This window comes from Alteromonas sp. 07-89-2 (assembly GCF_013113925.1).
Taxonomy (GTDB): domain Bacteria; phylum Pseudomonadota; class Gammaproteobacteria; order Enterobacterales; family Alteromonadaceae; genus Alteromonas; species Alteromonas macleodii.
Genome location: NZ_VTYM01000011.1, coordinates 68,353 through 87,532 on the forward strand (window position 1 = coordinate 68,353; position 19,180 = coordinate 87,532).

At 41.5% G+C, this 19,180-nt stretch carries 13 protein-coding genes; 6 read left to right on the forward strand and 7 right to left on the reverse strand.

The window, feature by feature from the left end; all coding sequences use genetic code 11:
- The first annotated feature begins 11 nt into the window (after positions 1 to 11).
- The 3 genes from F0261_RS09490 to F0261_RS09500 all read left to right on the forward strand — a co-directional run bounded on the left by F0261_RS09490 (position 12) and on the right by F0261_RS09500 (position 4,323).
- Positions 12 to 857, forward strand: coding sequence for an SAM-dependent methyltransferase (locus F0261_RS09490; protein WP_171337815.1), 846 nt, complete (start codon positions 12 to 14; stop codon positions 855 to 857).
- A gap of 14 nt (positions 858 to 871) precedes the next feature.
- Positions 872 to 1,078, forward strand: a complete 207-nt coding sequence (locus F0261_RS09495; protein WP_014977183.1) for a hypothetical protein — start codon at positions 872 to 874, stop codon at positions 1,076 to 1,078.
- A gap of 77 nt (positions 1,079 to 1,155) precedes the next feature.
- Entirely contained in the window at positions 1,156 to 4,323 is a 3,168-nt protein-coding gene (locus F0261_RS09500) for a response regulator (protein WP_171337832.1), read from the forward strand.
- A 109-nt stretch (positions 4,324 to 4,432) separates the two neighbouring features.
- Here F0261_RS09500 and F0261_RS09505 read toward each other — a convergent pair whose 3' ends face one another.
- The 3 genes from F0261_RS09505 to F0261_RS09515 all read right to left on the reverse strand — a co-directional run bounded on the left by F0261_RS09505 (position 4,433) and on the right by F0261_RS09515 (position 9,014).
- Positions 4,433 to 4,882 carry a DUF3010 family protein gene (locus F0261_RS09505; protein ID WP_171337816.1) on the reverse strand — a complete coding sequence of 150 codons (450 nt, stop codon included), beginning with the start codon at positions 4,880 to 4,882 and terminating at the stop codon, positions 4,433 to 4,435.
- 92 nt (positions 4,883 to 4,974) lie between these two features.
- A complete protein-coding gene (locus F0261_RS09510) occupies positions 4,975 to 7,629 on the reverse strand; it encodes an ATP-binding protein (protein WP_171337817.1) in 2,655 nt (884 codons plus the stop codon).
- A 188-nt stretch (positions 7,630 to 7,817) separates the two neighbouring features.
- On the reverse strand, positions 7,818 to 9,014 hold the full coding sequence (locus tag F0261_RS09515) for a PQQ-dependent sugar dehydrogenase (RefSeq protein WP_014979980.1): 1,197 nt from the start codon (positions 9,012 to 9,014) through the stop codon (positions 7,818 to 7,820).
- 655 nt (positions 9,015 to 9,669) lie between these two features.
- Between F0261_RS09515 and F0261_RS09520 the strand changes: the two genes are divergently transcribed.
- Positions 9,670 to 10,554 carry a hypothetical protein gene (locus F0261_RS09520; RefSeq protein ID WP_171337818.1) on the forward strand — a complete coding sequence of 295 codons (885 nt, stop codon included), beginning with the start codon at positions 9,670 to 9,672 and terminating at the stop codon, positions 10,552 to 10,554.
- Between the two features lie 85 nt (positions 10,555 to 10,639).
- On the opposite strand, the gene F0261_RS09525 is transcribed toward F0261_RS09520, so the two are convergent.
- Complete coding sequence (locus F0261_RS09525) at positions 10,640 to 11,572, reverse strand: hypothetical protein (RefSeq protein WP_171337819.1); 933 nt, start codon at positions 11,570 to 11,572, stop codon at positions 10,640 to 10,642.
- A gap of 14 nt (positions 11,573 to 11,586) precedes the next feature.
- Positions 11,587 to 13,443, reverse strand: coding sequence for a hypothetical protein (locus F0261_RS09530; RefSeq protein WP_171337820.1), 1,857 nt, complete (start codon positions 13,441 to 13,443; stop codon positions 11,587 to 11,589).
- A 320-nt stretch (positions 13,444 to 13,763) separates the two neighbouring features.
- Between F0261_RS09530 and F0261_RS09535 the strand changes: the two genes are divergently transcribed.
- On the forward strand, positions 13,764 to 14,942 hold the full coding sequence (locus F0261_RS09535) for an alpha/beta hydrolase-fold protein (RefSeq protein ID WP_171337821.1): 1,179 nt from the start codon (positions 13,764 to 13,766) through the stop codon (positions 14,940 to 14,942).
- A gap of 92 nt (positions 14,943 to 15,034) precedes the next feature.
- Positions 15,035 to 16,543, forward strand: a complete 1,509-nt coding sequence (locus F0261_RS09540) for a serine hydrolase (RefSeq protein WP_171337822.1) — start codon at positions 15,035 to 15,037, stop codon at positions 16,541 to 16,543.
- A 324-nt stretch (positions 16,544 to 16,867) separates the two neighbouring features.
- Here F0261_RS09540 and F0261_RS09545 read toward each other — a convergent pair whose 3' ends face one another.
- Together F0261_RS09545 and F0261_RS09550 are read right to left on the reverse strand one after the other, a co-directional pair.
- Positions 16,868 to 17,164, reverse strand: coding sequence for a hypothetical protein (locus F0261_RS09545; protein ID WP_171337823.1), 297 nt, complete (start codon positions 17,162 to 17,164; stop codon positions 16,868 to 16,870).
- A complete protein-coding gene (locus F0261_RS09550; RefSeq protein ID WP_171337824.1) occupies positions 17,145 to 19,172 on the reverse strand; it encodes a histidinol phosphatase in 2,028 nt (675 codons plus the stop codon). Before F0261_RS09550 ends, F0261_RS09545 begins: the two co-directional genes overlap by 20 nt.
- Between the last annotated feature and the right edge of the window lie 8 nt (positions 19,173 to 19,180).

Below are 19,180 nucleotides of genomic sequence, written 5' to 3' on the forward strand. Positions count from 1 at the left end.
TAAAGGAAAATATGACGCTAATTCAGGGACAAGAACATACTCCTAAGGGATCGCTAGTTGTAGTTGGCACTGGAATCAGTGTTGCGGGTCAAATGACGATAGCGACCAAAAGCCACATCGAAAATGCTGACATTGTGTACATGGGGATCATGAACAAAATTGGTGAACACGTGGTCTCCAATATAAACCCGAACAGTGTGTCTTTAGACGACCTTTATCAAGAAGGAAAATCTCGCGCTGTCACCTATGCCCAAATGGCCGACCGCATCGTGCAGTCAGTTATTGAAGGTAAAAAAGTATGTGTGGCTTTTTATGGTCACCCAGGCGTATTTGTGACGCCTTCTCATGAGGCTATTCGCAGAGTGCGGGAACTTGGCCTTGATGCGCAAATGCTCCCCGGCGTGTCTGCAGAAGACTGCTTAATTGCGGATTTGGGAATAGATCCCTCTCGCTTTGGCTGTCAATCTTATGAAGCAACTCAATTTTTGTTTCGCGATTACCGAATTGACCCTCACATGACGCAAATCATCTGGCAAATAGGTTTAGCCGGAGAAGCAACGCTAAGCGTGTTAGATGCCAATCACAGTGGATCTGGGCTTGCCATGCTGGCTGACATTCTGGCCGAGCACTACCCAGAAGATCACGAGCTGATTATTTACGAGGCAGCCACCCTGCCCCTTTGCGAGCCCAAAATACAAAAAGTGTTGCTTCGCGAATTACAGTTCGCCAAGCCAACATTAATTTCGACCCTAGTTGTACCCTCACTTGGCATGCCAGCATACCGTCAGGATCGTTTGGCAAAGCTAGGTTTAACTGAGCAGCAAGTAATTGACTTTAGATCTCCAAAAGTAAACTAAAAGGAAAAAACGACATGGCAAAGAAAACAATTGTAGATTTCTTGGTTGAGCTAGACAGCAACAGCAAACTAATGGATGCGTATAAAAAGGACCCTGTGGGCACTGCAGAAAAGTACGGTTTATCTGGTGAAGATCTTCAGCTAATTAAAGACCAAGACTGGGACGAAGTAGCCAAACGCTTTGATGATACAAGCAAAGCTACCCGCGTAATTAGCTACTAGTCGTTATCTTTTTAAGCTAGCTGAAGTAGAAAGTGAAGCGCCGTTTGAAATGCATCTTCGCTATCGTTTGTTTTACGATGGCGCTTCCTACTTTTGCGTTTTTAAAAGAACCACTTAACACCACATCATCAGTCACTACGCTAGACGAACTGAAACAGCGAATTCAAAACAATGATGAGTCTGTAGAAACCACATTCACCGAGCTAGGCTATTTCTTCGACGCCCACCCGAACGCTTTTCAGCAAGCCCGCTTATTCAACCTAAGAGCTTATAAGCACATTCTTGAGCAAGACCTTGTCGCCGGATACGAAACTCTGTTGGAAGCCCGCAAGCTTGCGAAAAAAGGCGGCAACACCATGGCGCTGGCAGAGTCTTTTCGCTTAGAAGGGCTTATTTTGGACTTGTCAGGTGAGCATGCTCGTGCACTCGAAGCCCTCAATAAATCCCTTGCTGCTTTTATTGAAGTAAATAGCGATAACGCCTTGCTTGTATATAGCGCTATGGGCAATGTGTACATGTCGCTGCAAAATTACGAAATGATGTTGCAGCTAGGTCAAAACTTCCTCGCCGCAGCCCAGCGTTTGAATGATAAAGAAAACAAAGCCATTGCTTACTTTTTCCAAGGTTACGCGCAAACGGAACTGGGCGACTATCAAGACGCTAAAATAAGCCTTCTGCTGGCAGAAGAATTGTTCAAAGAGGTGCACTACCCCTTTATTGGTATTGTTCATACCAAAATGGCTGAGCTACATATCGCCCAAGGCAATTTAACTGAAGCGCTGACTATGTTGAACCGCGCTGCGGAATCAGACCGCAAAGTTGGTTTTAAATACAACGAAGGGTCTAGACTACTGCGCTTGGTCGACATCTACATTAAACGCAATCAAATAGACTTGGCTATTAGCGAACTTGAAGGTGGATTAAAAAAAGACGCCATAAAGAACGACAAATCAGTGGTTCTAAGCATGTTGGAAAAGCTCATTTCACTCCTTGAATCAACCAACAATTTTGAAGCCGCGTTAGAATATTCAAAGCTATACACTAAAACTTATGAAGAGAGTTTTAATGAACAGCAATCAAGATTGTTAGCCCTTAACCGCGTGCGACTTTCTATTTCAGAAAAAGAAGAAACCATCAAGCTTCTAGAGAAAGACAACCAGCTAAAAGAGCAGCGTAACCTTATACAGAAAAAGCAAAACACGTTTCAGCTGTATTTCATCGGTTTTGTGATCCTTTCATTAGGCTTAGTCGTTGGCCTATGGCTTAGAACTCGCCAACAGCGTAAGGCGCTTGATGCACTCACTCAAGACCTTCAGAAAGCAACAAAAGCAAAATCTGACTTTCTTGCACGCATGAGTCACGAAATTCGCACGCCGCTTAACGCCATTATCGGCCTGACCAAGCTTTCGCAGCGGGCTGCAGAAGATAAAGATCAACAAACGAACCTTATTCAGATAGAAGGCGCGTCGCAAACCCTGCTAAGTATAATTAACGACATACTCGACTTCTCGAAAATAGAAGCGGGCAAGCTTGATATTGAATCGACGCAATTCAATTTAGACGCGCTAGTAAACCAAACCATTAGATTGCATTTAGGGCGCGCTGAGGAAAAGCACATAGAGCTTATTCAGCACATATCACGTGACGTACCATTAAACCTTATCGGCGACCCGTTACGCATACAGCAAGTTCTAAGCAATTTAGTCAGTAACGCTCTTAAATTTACCGAGGATGGACTGATTTCGGTAAGCGTTAGATGCACGCATAATGTAGAAGACATTCAGCTTGAATTTGAAGTTAAAGACACAGGAATTGGGCTAAACAGCACGCAAAAGGCTTTGCTATTTCAACCATTTAACCAAGGTGATGAGTCTATATCTCGTCGATACGGCGGCACCGGCCTAGGCTTAGCAATATGTAAGCAGTTAGTCACATTAATGGGCGGAGAGATTTGGGTTGAGAGCCAGCTTGGAAAAGGCGCAAGCTTTCATTTTACCGTAACCGTTAAACAGGATGCTTCCCAACAAATTGTATCGCCGTCTAAGCAACTTTCGTTACTTAAGGTGCTTATTGCTGATGACATTGGCGTGTCGCGCGACGCTATTATCGAGTCGCTATCAGTAGCTAACATTAAAGCAGATGTTGCGACCGGCGGTAAAGAAGCCGTAGCCAAAATGCGTGCTGCTGTGGGAAACAGTGCGCCTTACGACGTACTCATCTTAGATTGGAACATGCCTGATATTGATGGATTGGAAGTCGCAGCCATCATGAAACAGGAGTCTTCAATTAAGCCACCGAAGGTGATAATGCTGTATGCATTCGAGTCGCCTCATATGCGAGAGCAGGCTAACCAACTAGGTATTCGAACCTTCATTAAAAAGCCTTTTAGCACCAGTGAGCTTGTAGATAAGCTACAAGAGCTTTGCTTAAACGTGAACACAAGAACCCTACCAGCAGATGCTGCGCCTGTGCCTAATCTGCGCGGAACGAAGATCCTTTTCGCAGAAGACAATACGCTGAATCAAAAAGTAACCCTTGGTCTGCTAAACGACACCCACGCGAATATTGAAGTGGTTAGCAACGGTTTTGAAGCCATAAAAGCCTTACGTGAAGATAACAGCTATGACGTGGTATTGATGGATATCCAAATGCCCGTTATGGACGGGTTAACAGCAGCTAAAAAAATCAGAGATGAGCTGAAGTTAACTTTGCCGATTATTGCCATGACGGCTCACGCCATGCAGCAAGACATCGACAAGAGCCTGGCAGCGGGCATGGACGGCCACATCAACAAACCGGTTGACCCAAACCGCTTCTTTGACGTGCTTGTTGAAGTGCTAAATAAAGGAAAGTCGACGGCGACCACTGAAGTAACTGGCGGGCCATCGGCAAACACAATACCGCTGAGCTTTATAGATAAATCTCAAGCCATGCAAGCAATGTTAAATGACGAGACTTTGTACAAAGAGTTACTTAACGACTTTGCAGCACTTAACAAAGAGCTAGATAACCTTCGAAAAGCCATTGATGAAAAAGACTATGCTTCTATTGTTCGTATAGCGCATATCTACACAACTGCCCTTCGGTACATTGGCGCTTACGCCCTAGCTGAGCTAGCTGCAACGATTGAGCTAACGATAAAACGTAATGAGCATGGAAGCGTAGCTGGTTTTAGCGATCAGTTAGAAGCACTTTACACAGCATTGGTAGAGATGAATGAGAGAGTTGAGGGAATGGTGAAGTAAAGCCTTTCAGGCTGGGAGAAGAGAAATTAAGAAAAACAATGCCCGCACACTAAATGCAGGCACAATTAAATAAACTGAAAATAAACGTTGAGCCAACCGCTCCCGATTATTACTCGTCTGACTCTTGCGACGCATACTCATTTTTCATAAGCCACGCGTACGCAGTTGTAAAAGCGGTTTCTTGAAACTGTTTTAAACCCGTGTCAGAAAATGGCACTGCAAGCGGATTTCTGCGTAGCGATTCTTTAATATCCGTTGGGCTAAATACTACAACTTGAAGCCCTTCAATCAATTCAATGGCAGCCTCTAGCTTGAAGCCAATTGCACTACCTGCAAATTTACCTTTGCTTTGACGCTGACGAATTATCACTGCATCAATTTTGTAGTCTTCTACAAGTTTAGCGAAGGTGCTTTGGAAGCTCTTTAGCCCCTTCGCACTGGTATCGGCAAGCGTTAAACGGCGCGTACGGCAATCTGGCAAATGAAACACGCCGTCTGCTAGCGACACCAAACTAACAATTGCTTCATTACCTTTTAAATCTACACCACAGACTTTCATATTTATTCCTAATTACGTTTGTCCGGCATTATAACGCGTTTCACAGCATTTGAGTCATTCAGTAGGTAAGCTTCAATCTCTTAAAAGAGGTTTTAACTAAGTACCGACTGAATTGTATCTTTTGACAAGGGCTTTACGAAATGCTGATCGAAGCCTGCCGCTTGGGAGTCCTCTACATATTTCTCTGAGCCCCACCCGCTTTGAGAATAAAACTTAACATTTTCTGATTCAGGCAAGGCTTTAAGCATTTTTACTAACTGATAGCCGTCTATGTCTGGCATGCCGATATCAAGAAATACAGAGTGAGGTTTAAAGGTTTTAAATGCATCAACAGCTTCTTTCGGAGAAGTAATGCCTAAGGCAGTCACCCCCATAGACTCTGCCAGCAGACAATAAGCGTCAATGAGATCAGCATTGTCGTCAACGAACATAACTTTACTTGAGCTTTGTATAACAGGGGCCAGTTTTTGATTTTCAGATTGCTCGTAGGCTGTTTTAGAAATAGGCAACCTGACTTCAAAGGTACTTCCTCGATCAACACCTTCGCTCATCACAGACACTTCACCATGATGTAACGCAACAAGCTTACTCACTAAAGTTAACCCTATACCAAGACCGCCTTTAGTGTGAGTAGAGTGCGCTTCGATTTGGGTAAACATATTGAAAACATCTTTTAGCCTATCCTCGGGTATTCCCATGCCATTATCTTTAACAGCAACAACAATCATGACCCCGTCTTTTCTGATCTCTACGACTATCTTTCCTGATTCCTTCGTATACTTAGTTGCATTGTGAATAATATTAGAAAAGATTTGGCTTAAACGTGCTTTATCTCCGTAAACTGTCACATCTTCTTCAAGACAGTTTACCGTTATATCATGCTTCTTCGCTTTTACTTGTTGCTCAACAATTTCAAGAGAGTCTGAAAGCACGTCTTGAATTTTCAATCTTTCAAATTCAAGTTTAACTTTCCCTCGCGTGATGCGAGACACGTCCATCAAATCATTAATAAGTTTAGACATATATTCAGCTTGACGATTAATGATAGCTGTCACTCTTTTTCGCGTTTTTTCATCATCAACCGTTTCTAGAATACTTGCACCAGACATAATAGGCCCTAACGGATTTCGAAGTTCATGGGCCAATGTAGCGAGAAATTCATTTCTGTAATTATCTTGTTTTTCAAGCTCTTGAATACTGATATGCATGCGCTCTTGCACATCAAGCGCATAAACAAGAAACATTCTATTTAACCGGTTTGCGGTGTCGACGTCCGTCTTATCAAACGCTGTTGAGCGCCCTTTAATTGTTCGGGTATGAATAGTGAAAGATGAACGGGGCTTAAGACGCTCTGCTTTTGGTGCATCTTCCGATTTCTCATCTTTAGCGCCTATCCACTTTTGATTTCGATGGGTTTCCTTCCTGAACCAAGCAGTAAAATACTGCTTCTTTTCAAACAGTGGGATGATCATAATACCCGCAATACCATGTTCTCTGGCTTCAGGGTAATCGTGATAAAGGGAATCGTTAGTGTAAGGAAAGCCGCCTTCACTACTTGCTTTAGAAAAAATGTCTTTGATGACTTCTACCGGTAAAGTAGAACCGAGGGTAATAGTCTCGTACTGTGAATAATAAACAAACCCTGAGCTATTAAGCGCGTCTAAAAAAGCGCGTTCACCGCTCTTGACGACACGGCTAATAGGATTTGCTGGACCGATTCTATCCAACATCGCATCAACCGCTTTATCAGTAACATGCTTTTTGCGTTTCGCAATTTCTTCTTCTTTCGCTAACAAATGCCAGCTGAACAGTTGACTTAAATTCTCACATTGCAGTCGTACATTTTGTGGAATATAACAAGCCTCACGATGGTGGCAGGAAATAAGCCCATACAACTCTCCATCCGTTACTAACGAAATGGAAAATGAAGCACGTAAACCTTGATTCCTGATGTATTGAAGGTGAATAGGTGAAAATGCGCGCAACAACGAACGAGTGAGGTCTAGTCGCTCCCTTCCCGATTCTTCGACAGACGGAATCAACCGAGATGCAGGTAACTCTGTGTCGGGAGTAAGCCTCACCCAATTCGTCTTATATAGCTCTCTGGCTTGCTTTGGTATATCCGACGCGGGAAAATACAAGTCTTGATAAGATTCCATGTCTTCAGACTTGGCTTCCGCTATTACCTTCCCTGAGTAGTCCTTATTAAATTTATAAAGCACTACCCTATCCATGTTAGTCAGATACCTGATGGTTGATACCATCTCTTGAGCCATCTCTTTCAACGATGTCATCTCCTTGAAGCGTGGAGCGATAGACATTGAATAGAGCTTAACAAATTGCTCTGCACTGTAGGTGTCTCTAAATTCAGTTGCGGGCTCAAGCTCAACCACATAGTGACAACCTGAATCATAGACTACGGCTAAATAATCTATTGCCGCACCTTCCTTTAAAAGCGAAGCTTTAAGATGCAGTTTAATAGGCAGTCTTATCTTACTCTTAGAAACTCTATCAAACGTTTCTTCTAGGAAGGCGCGTTCGTCTGTGTCAGAAGAGAGTATATCTAAAAAACCTTTACCTATGATCTCGTCGGCAAATATCGTATTGCAGTTCTCACTAACAATCGAAACCTCTAAATCTTCGTAGTTGAACGCGATGAGAAAACCATAACTTTGGACACTTTCGGGAATATGTATAGGTTCATCTTCACAACGTTCAAAGTTAAAGTTCTGAGTCGATTGAGTCATAGAGTTCCTAAGGTTTGTATCAGTTAAGCCGCGCTGGTTATAGTTCGCAACGTATCATATCGGCATATAGATTTGTAATGCTCGCTATGCGATTTGGGTTAATTTAATGTTCGCTTACCGGCAATTTTAGAGCACAAAAAAAACCGTGTTCAAGCAACCACTGTTCCTCTTTACGCAGCTTTAAAACTCTACTCATCATTCAACAAATCGAGCTTTATCAGCCTTCCGCCTTCTTTATCTTCAAGCACATAGATATTGCCCTTATTGTCTTGCTCCACCTCGCGTACTCGCTTACCCCATTCGTAGCGTTCTGCTTCTTCAACCTTCCAGTTGCCTTCATCGTCTTTATTAAATGCAACTCGAACCAGCGCTTTTGAAGACAAACCGCCTATAAAACCATTTCCCTTCCAGTCGCTAAACTTATCGCCTTTGTAAATGATAAAACCGGCAGGACTTATGGCAGGCACCCACGCCAATTCAGGCGACTTAAAGATGGGGTAGTCTTCGTGGTTAGGAATTTTCACGCCTGAGTAATGGTCGCCCTGCGACACTGCTGGGTAACCATAGTTGCGACCTCGTTCAATAATATTAAGTTCGTCGCCATGGCGCGGCCCCATTTCATGAGCCCATAAATTACCTTGCTCATCAAAATCAATGCCTAGCGGATTGCGGTGCCCTAACGTCCAGATTTGTTCTGTTACGTTGCCTTGACCATAAAACGGATTATCTTCGGGCACGCTACCGTCGTCGTTTAAGCGCAGCACCTTACCTAAGTTCATCGCCATGTTTTGTGCTGGCGTGAATTTCTGGCGCTCACCCGAGGTGATAAATAAATGGCCATCAGGTGAAAACGCCATGCGGTGAGAGTAATGCCCGTTCCCCGTCACCTTAGGCGACTGACGCCAAATTAGCTCTCTATCAGACAGCTTCGCACCACTATCAGACAAGGTAAGCGTGGCTCGCTCTATCACCGCACCGCTGAACGCATCGTCTTTTTCATCTCGTTCAATGTACGAAATATAAATGGTGTTATTCGACGCAAAGTCAGGGTGAGTAATGACATCACCTAAACCGCCTTGCCCGCGCGCAGTAACACTTGGCACATTACTAACAGCAAAACGCTTCTGCTGGTTTTCATCAAGCAGCCATAGAGTGCCAGCTTTTTCCGTTACCAAGCTGTGCCCGTCTGGCAAAAATGTCATTGCCCAGGGGTTATCGAAGGACGTCTGGACATTACCCGTTACTGTAGTGCCCTTACTGCCCTTCATTTCAATTTGTTCAGACGAGTTTGATTGAGCAAAGGTAAAAAAAGAGGTGGCAAAAAGCGTAACCAATAGTGCGGCTTTCCGACGCTTGCTGGTTTTGTGCGTGCTTGTTGTTTGCATTAAGTTCTAGCCTTTTTGAGGGTTTGCGTACTGCTGGTTGCACGTTAAGACGTTAATTGCACGTAAACGGGCGGCGCAAAGGGTTTCAGTTAGCATTGGTTACGTAGATTTAATTAAACAGGTTTATATTATCGACTTGGTTTCTCTATTCGTATTTGTGAGTCGTGCTCGCTTTTCCTAAACTTTCTTTAATGCAGCGACACTTTACTAAAATACCGCCTATGTTATTTTCCAAGAAGTTTTAGCAACGAAGATAAGGAGGTGATCATATGTCTAGAGTTAAGGTATTTGAACAGGCAGCTATGAGTGAGGGTCGTTCTAGCTAACCCCTTTTACGCAATTGCTCTATAAGGCTGCCTAGTCAGCCCAACTCGGAAAGCCACATCACGTTGCTGATTGCGGCTTTTTTACTCCCTTTACAGAATTTAATTACACAAGGCAAAATTTCTCGTTTGTCGCGCGTCAACACGTGAAAACCTTTCTAATATTCATAAAAGCACATCAAAAAGATGGTAAATTGGTTAAATCGTAGAAGCCGCGCTTAAAAACTACGTAAATTAAACGCTGTTACCTTTTCTAATAGAGTCACAAAATAAAAGTACGTTTAACGCGAGACAAGGTGACGAGCGTTGAGGTTTTACCAAGGAGTAAAAAGTTGTTCAGGGTTGGACTATTAATTTTATTAACATTAGTGAAATTTGCTCATGCAAATTCGAGTGACAGCATTGAGCAAAATAATGTTCTGGCGTTTCACGCAGACAATGCATTTCTTACTGAAAGGGTAAATCTGCAAGGCAATCCCTATTCTACTTCTGTCGATACGGTACAAATGCTAGTTAATGAAATAGGGTATACAGATCCCGTGCTTCATGTTCCACTTGTGCGTTCTTTTGCGTATATGCAGCATGGCGAAAACATTTGCGTACTTAATAAAATAAAAGCACCTGAACGCGAAAAAAATCATCTTTACTCACTACCGCTTAGCTTTTTCCAGACACAACGTTTTTACCAACTGGCTTCACTGCCACCAATAGAAAAAGAATTTTTAGATGAAAAAGGCCGAATATTGAGCATATCTCGCGTATTAGAAGCCTTTCCAGACTCTTTTATTGTGTTACCAGAAGAATACTCGTTCGGTGAAAGGATAGACGACGATCTAAAGCAAGTTAATCGAGAGCAAATCCTTCGTATAGCAAATAATATTTATTACTCTCGCTTTATGGAAATGTTTTCAAAAGGAAAGTCTGATTTTGCACTCATTTTTCCAGCAACTTTATACAGAAGTTTCGGAGAGAACACGCCTCTTAAAGTACGCAGTTACTCTATTGCAGATAACCCTGACTATGTATCAGGCCACGTTATCTGCCCCAATACTCCTCAGGGTGCAGAGCACATAAAGCGTATAAACGCTGCAATTAAACGCATCTATTTAACACCTGCGTTTATTAATGCTCATACGCGCTATTTGCCCGCTCAGGACAAACAAAACTTGCGAACTATCATCGAGCAATCTATTGAAAAGTTAATGCTTGCCAATTAATGAATTGGTGAATTTTATCAAGCTTGGGCTCCTACCACAGCTCAGATTTACTCAATGCTAGCGCCCAACCTTATTTATTGGTTATTTAGATTTCTTTAACAGTGACATCGACCGTAGTTAATTCTCCACTGTTACTCAATACAGTAACTTTAGCGTTACCGACGCTTTCTGCCTGCAACGTTATGGAATCTTTATTGGCGCTGGTACAAGTAACTGTTAGTACCGCAGGAGTAGACGAGCTGCATTTTGCTATTTCATCACCTTTATAAAGTATGATCTCACGTGAATAGAGTGTTTTGTTTGCATTAATAGATTTATTAGCCGCCAAATTCGCTTTTGGAACTTCTACTTCTATCTCTGACTCAGCCATAGCGAACTGCGCATATTTTCCCATGGCTTTCTCTAAATCTTCAACTTTAGGAATAGTGCCCAAAAGAGCGTCTCGCATAACTTTAAGAGATGCTACGGTACTGACAAACAGAACGGCGCCCTGAGGTGTTAAAGTTGAGCTAGGTATGAGTGCATTCGAACTACTTGTTGCTTGGGCTCTTGCTTGAATATACGCTGCATCTGCAGATTCTATCATTTCGAGAGTTTGGGCATAAGCTTTTGCTTTTTCACCAGCGCTGATGATGTCTGCAATATCAGGAGATAGAGCGCTTAATCCTGCTAACGATGTGACAACATCAGGGTGAACACCTGTCGATGCTGAGAAGGCAGAAGCTAAAGCTGCTGTTACTACTTGAAATGTCGAGAAAGACTCTTCTCCAACTCGTCCCTGTTTTACTTTTTTCCTTAACGTATCCTTTAAGTACTGCACATACCTGAACACTTTTTGATCATCGATAGCATATTTGACTTTAAACTCGTTGCTATCTAATTCGTCAATTGTTCCAATGTCAAAAGCCGGCACAGCATTAACCGAAAATATATGGCTTTCAGGCCCTTTATGAATTGTTGAACAACTGAATAAAGCTGTACTCGCAATTATGAAACAACACATTCTTGATAATTTCATTTTCTCTTCCTTGATTAGTTAATAAATAAGACATCTGAATTTTTTTGAGTTTCACCTTCACTGGGTTTATATGGGCGCTCTATTAACGGTTCACATTTGAAGGTTTGATTAGCTGTTGGCTTTTCATAATTTGCATTTGTGATTGCCCACGTTGAGGGTAGCCAATAATCTAGGTCTCCGAAGTCACCGTGCATTACAGGAATATTGAACGATGTTTCAAGTGCTTCGATATCGTTAAATGATTTTAAAACCACGTTCCCCTTAACGCCATTGAAGGACTTAAGAATTGCAGGTAAAGAAGATCGCACATTTATTTCAGAGCCGAATGTTCGCTTCAAGTGATGCTCTGGTTCGTCGTGATACTTGTCTATCGATACCAATAGCGAGCCCGAAGGCGCAAAACCAAAAGCGTAAAACTCTGCAACTTCGGAAACTCTATTTAAAGTTAAGTTGAAGAAGTCAAATGAATTGTCAGATTTCATCAAGTCGGGAACAATAGAGAGAGTCTCTTCGGTACTAGCTGCAGCAGCCATGTAAACAACATTTTTTAAGACTCCTGATTCGGTCCAATCCGATTCATATTTTTCTAATAGATTGTTAATAGCAATTGTTCCCATGCTGTGGCCTACCAAATTTAACTGCAGGTTCAGCGTTGGATATCTTTGTTTAAGAGCGAAGAGGCTTTCAAAAAAAGAACCGAGCGAACTACCTATACCATCTTTAAACAACTCTAAATTTTCTTTTTGCAGGCGGTTATCTGCATCCCCTGTCGGGTCAAACATGTTTCTGGCTCTACGCTTCATTACTTTCCACGCGTTCCCAGCAATGGTTCCATTCCATGCGCTACCTAGAACGTACCTAAAAGGTGTAGCAGCTATGAACACGCCACTTTTCAACTTGTGCTGAAACGAGTTGCGATTGTATTCAGAGCGGTTTATCCGTATCACAGAGTCGCCTTTGAGAAAAATTTCTTTTACTGCAAACTCATTTGGCTGAGTTGTATCATTGCGATCGCATTGTAAGCTCGCAAACTGGTTATCAGACTCTATCCAAACATGTGATAATCCAATGCCACCTCTTGATGCAAGTCGATCTTTATCGTTTGTGAATTGATAGTAGACATTCATAGGGAATTCGCCCACTGAAGTAACAAGATCTTCTATCAAAATTATGGGAGAAGAAAAATATGACAAGCTGGGGGCAACTCTCCTTCCCTCTCTTAGTTCTAGCAAGTGCTCTTTGTAAGTATCCAAAGCTGAAGATGGCCAAGAAACAAAAACAGGGAATTGCCAATGCTCAGTGATAGGTAAGCTATTATCCCCGACCTTTTTATTTTGAAATTTAGTTTTTGGCAGTCCTTTCATAATCGAGCCAATCTGTGACTCCATCCTTTGGTCGGTGTGTTTATACTTGTTCAATCCCCCGTGAAAATACACTAGCAGTTTTATTGGGGTAGATTTCTCGACAAAAAATCTCTCAAAATTAGATGAGTTGATACTGTCACAGCCACCTGAGGGCTGCCCAACTGAGCAACGCGCTACCTCCTTCATAAACTGTCGAGCAGACTTTTTACACTCATTTTTTTGAGCATCAGATAACGAAACTCTGCCATTTTCGCATGCCAGCTCAAAAGCCCCTGTAAAAATATCGCTATATTTGTAAGCTGTTTCTTCAATAGTGAGATGCTTGCTAGCTGTATCTGCTAAACCGTTTTGAAGAGTGATTCCGTCTTCTATGAGGTAACCGTGGTTTGAAACCCGGAGAATGTGTTTTCTAGAATTATTTTTATATTTTTCTAGATCCTCTTTTGGCGTGTATGCACAGCCGCTGACCGCCAAAACCACAATAAAAAATAATAGTTGTCTTTTCATGTCAAAATCCCTTTCTGTACATTTTTTATACACAATAAAAATTAATTTGTACACTTTTTGTTCAATTTTAATTTATCGTGTAATCCCCGCCTTGGGTATAACCGCTAAAGTGTCCGCCACTGCAACGGCAACTAAATGAGTTGCAAAACCTCTATTTCTCGCACTCTACAAATTCATTAGGGTAAAAACCTTGGGTAATTTTTATCACGAATTGATGTAATTTTGACAACCTCTGATTTGTGTGACAGGTTTAATTTCTACTTTTTTAGTAACTTACAATTCAGTGTTCCGCTCCGATTACAAAGAATAAGGAAATTCAAATGTATCAAAAGCTTGCCTGTGTTTTTATCGGCGCCTTACTTACTTTTAGCCTTAGCTTTCACGTAAACGCCAAGGTACGTGGCGAGGCCGTGGTTACAACAATAAAGTCAGAAGTTTTGAATGAGTCGCGAGAACTGCTTATTCACTTACCTAATAACTATTCCCGCTACAAAGACACCACCTACCCAGTTTTATATTTGCTAGATGGACAGCGTAATTTTGCCCATACCGTAGGCACGCTTGATCTGCTAAATCAGTCTGGAATGGCGCAGGAAATGATTGTTATCGGTATTACCAACACCGAGCGCACGCGAGACTTCACACCTACCTATGATGAAAGCTACAACCAGTGGGGAATATCTGGTGGTGCCGACAACTTTTTAGACTTTCTAGAAAAAGAGCTAAAGCCATACGTAAAGGCAAACTATCGCACTAATAACTACGCGATTGTTTCTGGGCATTCATTAAGCGCCCTTTTTACCTTATACGCACTGCAAGAGCGACCTGAACTGTTTCAAGCTTACTTCGCATTTAGCCCAAGTTTGTGGTGGCACGACGAAGTGATATTTCCAGAAGCAAAAGCGTTCTTTGCGTCAGATAGCGACCTTAACAAATACCTTTATATCAATATGGGTAACGAAGGAGGAAACATGCTAAGCGCATACGAACGTTACTCTGAACTGCTAAATAGCAGCGAACGAAAAGGGTTTATCTTTGACACGGAGCTAGACACATCTGAAAGCCACAATACGACTGCACTTGCAGGTATGAGCTTGGCGCTTCAAAAGCAGCTAAATTCCTTACGCCCAACAGGTGCGATAATACAAGAAGGTATTCCTGCGGTAGAGCAATACTATCAAGACCTTTCTGCGAAATACGCTTTTGAAGCAAAGCCAGAATATAAAGCCGTAAACCACGCGGGTTATGCGGCGCTAAACAACCAAGAGTTTGACTCTGCCATTACAATTTTTAAGAAAAATGTAGCTCGCTTCCCCAACAAATCTGATGCTTACGACAGTCTGGCAGACGGTTATGAAGCTAACGGCGATTTAGCCATGGCACTTGAAATGCGAGAGAAAGCACTAGCAATGAGCTATGAAGAAAATGTTGAGAATGGTGCTTATAAAACGCGGCTAGCTAACTTGCGAAAGAAGATTGCGGAAGATACAGGCGACTAGCTATTGAGTGCCTGAACTAGAAAATTGTTAGCATTGACCGAATAATAGTAGGAACGTACTCTGGTACGCTCACTCGTAATGGAATACACATAATGACATCAATCAAGCTCTTCTCCTCTTTAACACTTTCGTTTTGTTTAGCTTCGTTATTGGGCTGTACAGAGCCTGAAACCTTGCCCGCCTCCCCTTCTACTGCCGCAGAATCAAAAGAAGCCAACCTTTTAAAAACTGGGCTTACTGGACGCATTCGAATTGAAGGGCAAGAGGTTGATTACCAATCTTTAAAGCAAAGACAAGCGCATTATGATGTACCTGGTGTGTCTGTCGCGTTTATGAGAAATGGGCAAATAGCTTGGACCATGCAAAGCGGCGTTAAAGATTTGACTTCTGAATTGGCTATTGATGAAAACACGGTGTTCCAAGCAGGCAGTATTTCAAAACCCGCATTTGCGGCAGTATTGATGAAATATCGCCAAGATAACCCGATAGATTTAGATGCAGATGTGAATACCTTACTCACCAGCTGGCAGTTGCCTGAACACGAATGGACTGGGCAAGACGTTGTTTCTTTACGCAGATTATTGAGTCACACGGCAGGTACCACAGTACATGGCTTTCCTGGTTACGCGGCGGGCAAACCCGTGCCTACTTTGCAGCAGGTGCTAGAAGGTGCATTTCCAGCTAATACCGATGCCGTTGTTGTTGATATTCAACCTGGCACGCAAATGCGTTATTCCGGTGGCGGCACTACGCTTGCTCAACTCACCTTGCAAGACGTAGCTAACGAGCCCTTGCCAACCATGTCACAACGGCTTTTGTTTAAACCGTTAGGCATGACACGTTCTGGCTTCGACCAGCCCATATCGAAAAAACTATCGAACAATATGGCTACGCCTTATGACGGCGACGGCGCGCCAATTAAGGGTGGCGCGCATACCTACGCTACGCTTGCAGCAGCCGGCATGTGGAGCACACCATCAGACATGTTGAAACTGGCAAGTGGCGTGCGCAGTGCGTATTTAGGGCAGAAAACCGACTGGATATCGCAAGCCACCGCGCAGGAAATGTTAACCAACAATACGCCAAGCACTGAGCCGCCTAATGTAGGAATAGGCTTTTTTATCAATATGGATGATAACGGTGAAATTTTAGGCTTTGGTCACGGCGGCGCAGATGCTGGCTTTATGTCGCAGCTATACATTGAGCTAGATACTGGCAACGGCTATGCCATTATGACGAACGGCAACAACGGTAGGCAGTTAATAACTGAACTAGAAATACGCTTAAAAGAAGCGTTAAACGTAGGCTATTCGGAAGCTGAAGTTAGGAAGTTAGTACCGATAAACCAAACGGTATTAAGTAAATACATTGGAACCTATGTGGTGACAAAGCCAGTTAACGTTGATGTGGTGCTAGAAAAAACAGCCAATGGTTTTGTACTTAACGCCTTACCGTATGTTGAAAATGAAGAGTATTTTCATGAGGGTGGCGGACGATTCTTTGCTAAGAACGGGAGTAGTGTTCGTTTTGAGGGTGGCGAAGGCGGACTGGCTGAAGTGCTTGTAATGGATGGGAATATTCGGGGTGTTAGGAAGAAGTAGTTGATAAGTATTGAATGACCTAATTTACTAAGTAAGTCCGGAGCTCATATGTAGGTAATTCTACCTTAAAACATTTCCTAGGTTACATATTGAAACATTTGCCAAAGAAATGACTTACTTATGTAAAGTACATGACAACAGTTTTTGCCAGTGCTTCAATAAGTTACAAGTAAAGCGAACACTATAGACACGCTTATCCTGTAAATCAGTGTTTCAGAAAGTATCAGATTAGCGGCAATGATTACAAGTAAATCAATTGAGAATTCATTGAAATCTGCTAAAAAAGAAACTAACCGCTATAAGCATTCCAAGATAACTAAACACTCAATTCACTCTATACTTTTCCAAAGCATCTTTGTACAAACCGTCTACCTCATCTATAAAGTTATCTTTTTCACCGATAAAGGCTTTAAACTTGTTATAAATATTTTCATAGATTATTTTTTGTACTGGATTCTTGATAAGTTCATCATCGTAACCTTCTAGTACAACATCATGATCAATACAGAAATCAAGCATTGAGGCAATATCTTCTTTTTGAATATCCTCTATATTTTTCCACTCTTTGCCGTCTGAGGTAAATTTAGGTATTCCGTTACTTTCAATTTTTAATACTTTCATAATCTTCATTCCTTTGTCTATAAGGTTTCAAGCCCGCTTCAAGTGCATCCAATTGAATAAGGTAGTTTTCTTTGCTTTTTCCACATTTGGTATATAGATACTTGTCCGTAGGTCTGCCAGAATAAACATCGTACATTAGATTTCCGTCTTCTATCGATTTCGATGTATAAATCAGATAGTCAGGGTCTATCGAGCTGCCAACCGTACTATTATGAGTTACGACGACAACAGGCATTTGCTTGGATAAGTCTTTTATAATTGAGTTTACACTTTTAAATAAAAATATATTGTCAAACGACGATTCTGGCTCATCAATTAACAAGATATCAAAATCTTTTGCATCATGTAGCTTTTTCAACAATCTATACTCTGATCTTTCCCCCCCCGATACAGCAGCGCCGTATTTATTTAAAATGCGATACGAAACCTTTGAAAAATGCTTATATATTTCAGTATTTTCGATACCAGCCTCTTGTAGTTTTTCTATATATTCAATAGGTTTATTATAATAACTAAAGGCTTGCTTTAAGCTCATTTTCTTTCTAAGCACTTGACCCAAATCAGTTGCATTACTAAATTCACCTCTCTCTGCAACTACTTTATATCCATACAGTGTCTTCTCATCTATCTGTTTAGGACTTTTTATTGAACCGACAACTTCGTTAAACTTTTTTATTTTGACTCTATTCAAGGCCAGGCTTCTAAAGTTGACATCAATTATAGGTGACTGCGAACTCTTTCTATTTAAATCTTGCTTAACTTTACTTACTAAATCATTGGTAAACTTATGAATTTTTATTTGTTTTTGTTCCTTCCTATATTCCTGAACTAAGTTTGCATGTAGTCTGATTAGAGAATCTCGTGAAAGATGCGTATTAATTAGTGCTTTATATTCCAAATTATCCAAAAGCTTTTCTGTTGCACTAATCAAATCTTGCAGAACTGCGCTCTCTTTTGTAGAGAATAAAGGGGAAGAAAAGAGTGCAGCTTTTGAAAATGCATCGTTTCTTACTTGATTAGTTGCATAGCTTATCAATGAATTTAGATATCGCTCTAGGTCTCCTTCGTCGCTCCTTGAGTCAACAGTCAAGATATCATCCACAACCAGCTTAAACGGACTCAAATACTTTTCAGTAACATCACTTCTATTTCTATGAACATGGGCGTCAAACTCTTTTTTATCAGCTTCTTCATCACTTTCTAATAATTCAAACTGCCTGATGTATTTCACATCATCTTCTCCTGAACTAATATTAATAGAGTTCAGAGTGTGAGACTTCCCAGAAGATCTTCTCCCTAAAATCACGTTTAAGCCTGTAGATATTTTGATATCTGATTTTGGAATCTCTATGAATTGATTCCCCTCCTCTTCTGTCAAACTTACGTATTCTTTTTTTGTTAGGCCTAGCTTTATACTTCTAAAGCTACAGTCACTTACATCTATATATGTTTGCCTTGATTTTATTATTTTCAAGTCAGGTTTCATTCTTAGATCACTAAACAAAACAGGCACTAGAGAGTTTTCGTTTTTATAAGTTTGAATGAACTTTTTATGTGCTTGGACTTCACCCGCAGTGATATAGTCGGAGAGCTCTTCTAAAACATGTTGTTTAATTTTCGGTGACTTGTCGTAATGAGGAATTAATATGTAAGAGGCGAGATCAGGGAAAACCTCTTTAAACTCATCTAAATTGACGTTGGGATTGGGGTAGGTAGCTAAGTTATGAATCTTGTGACATTTTGAAGCAAAGTCTTCTACGTCATCAGGAGCTGCGATTACTAACAGGTGCCCACCTTCGAGATCAACCTCTATCCCAGGTAATACACTTATATCTAATCCTTTTGAGATCGTTTTGTACTGTTTCAAGTCAAAAAGGTTGTGATTTGTTATTGCAACACAATCTATTTTTTCTGATTCCACATACTCTTTCATCTGCTCAAAAGAGAAGTCAAAGTTAGCATCAGATCTTGTAGCTATGGTATGTATATGTAAATCTATTTTCTTCATTTTAAAAT

What these genes read in the sequence shown, in the direction of transcription:
- F0261_RS09500 (WP_171337832.1), top strand. Translation starts at nt 1,156, where the DNA reads ATGGCGCTTCCTACTTTTGCGTTTTTAAAAGAACCACTTAACACCACA.
- F0261_RS09495 (WP_014977183.1), top strand. Translation starts at nt 872, where the DNA reads ATGGCAAAGAAAACAATTGTAGATTTCTTGGTTGAGCTAGACAGCAAC.
- F0261_RS09505 (WP_171337816.1), bottom strand. Translation starts at nt 4,882, where the DNA reads ATGAAAGTCTGTGGTGTAGATTTAAAAGGTAATGAAGCAATTGTTAGT.
- F0261_RS09550 (WP_171337824.1), bottom strand. Translation starts at nt 19,172, where the DNA reads ATGAAGAAAATAGATTTACATATACATACCATAGCTACAAGATCTGAT.
- F0261_RS09545 (WP_171337823.1), bottom strand. Translation starts at nt 17,164, where the DNA reads ATGAAAGTATTAAAAATTGAAAGTAACGGAATACCTAAATTTACCTCA.
- F0261_RS09535 (WP_171337821.1), top strand. Translation starts at nt 13,764, where the DNA reads ATGTATCAAAAGCTTGCCTGTGTTTTTATCGGCGCCTTACTTACTTTT.
- F0261_RS09510 (WP_171337817.1), bottom strand. Translation starts at nt 7,629, where the DNA reads ATGACTCAATCGACTCAGAACTTTAACTTTGAACGTTGTGAAGATGAA.
- F0261_RS09490 (WP_171337815.1), top strand. Translation starts at nt 12, where the DNA reads ATGACGCTAATTCAGGGACAAGAACATACTCCTAAGGGATCGCTAGTT.
- F0261_RS09525 (WP_171337819.1), bottom strand. Translation starts at nt 11,572, where the DNA reads ATGAAATTATCAAGAATGTGTTGTTTCATAATTGCGAGTACAGCTTTA.
- F0261_RS09540 (WP_171337822.1), top strand. Translation starts at nt 15,035, where the DNA reads ATGACATCAATCAAGCTCTTCTCCTCTTTAACACTTTCGTTTTGTTTA.
- F0261_RS09515 (WP_014979980.1), bottom strand. Translation starts at nt 9,014, where the DNA reads ATGCAAACAACAAGCACGCACAAAACCAGCAAGCGTCGGAAAGCCGCA.
- F0261_RS09530 (WP_171337820.1), bottom strand. Translation starts at nt 13,443, where the DNA reads ATGAAAAGACAACTATTATTTTTTATTGTGGTTTTGGCGGTCAGCGGC.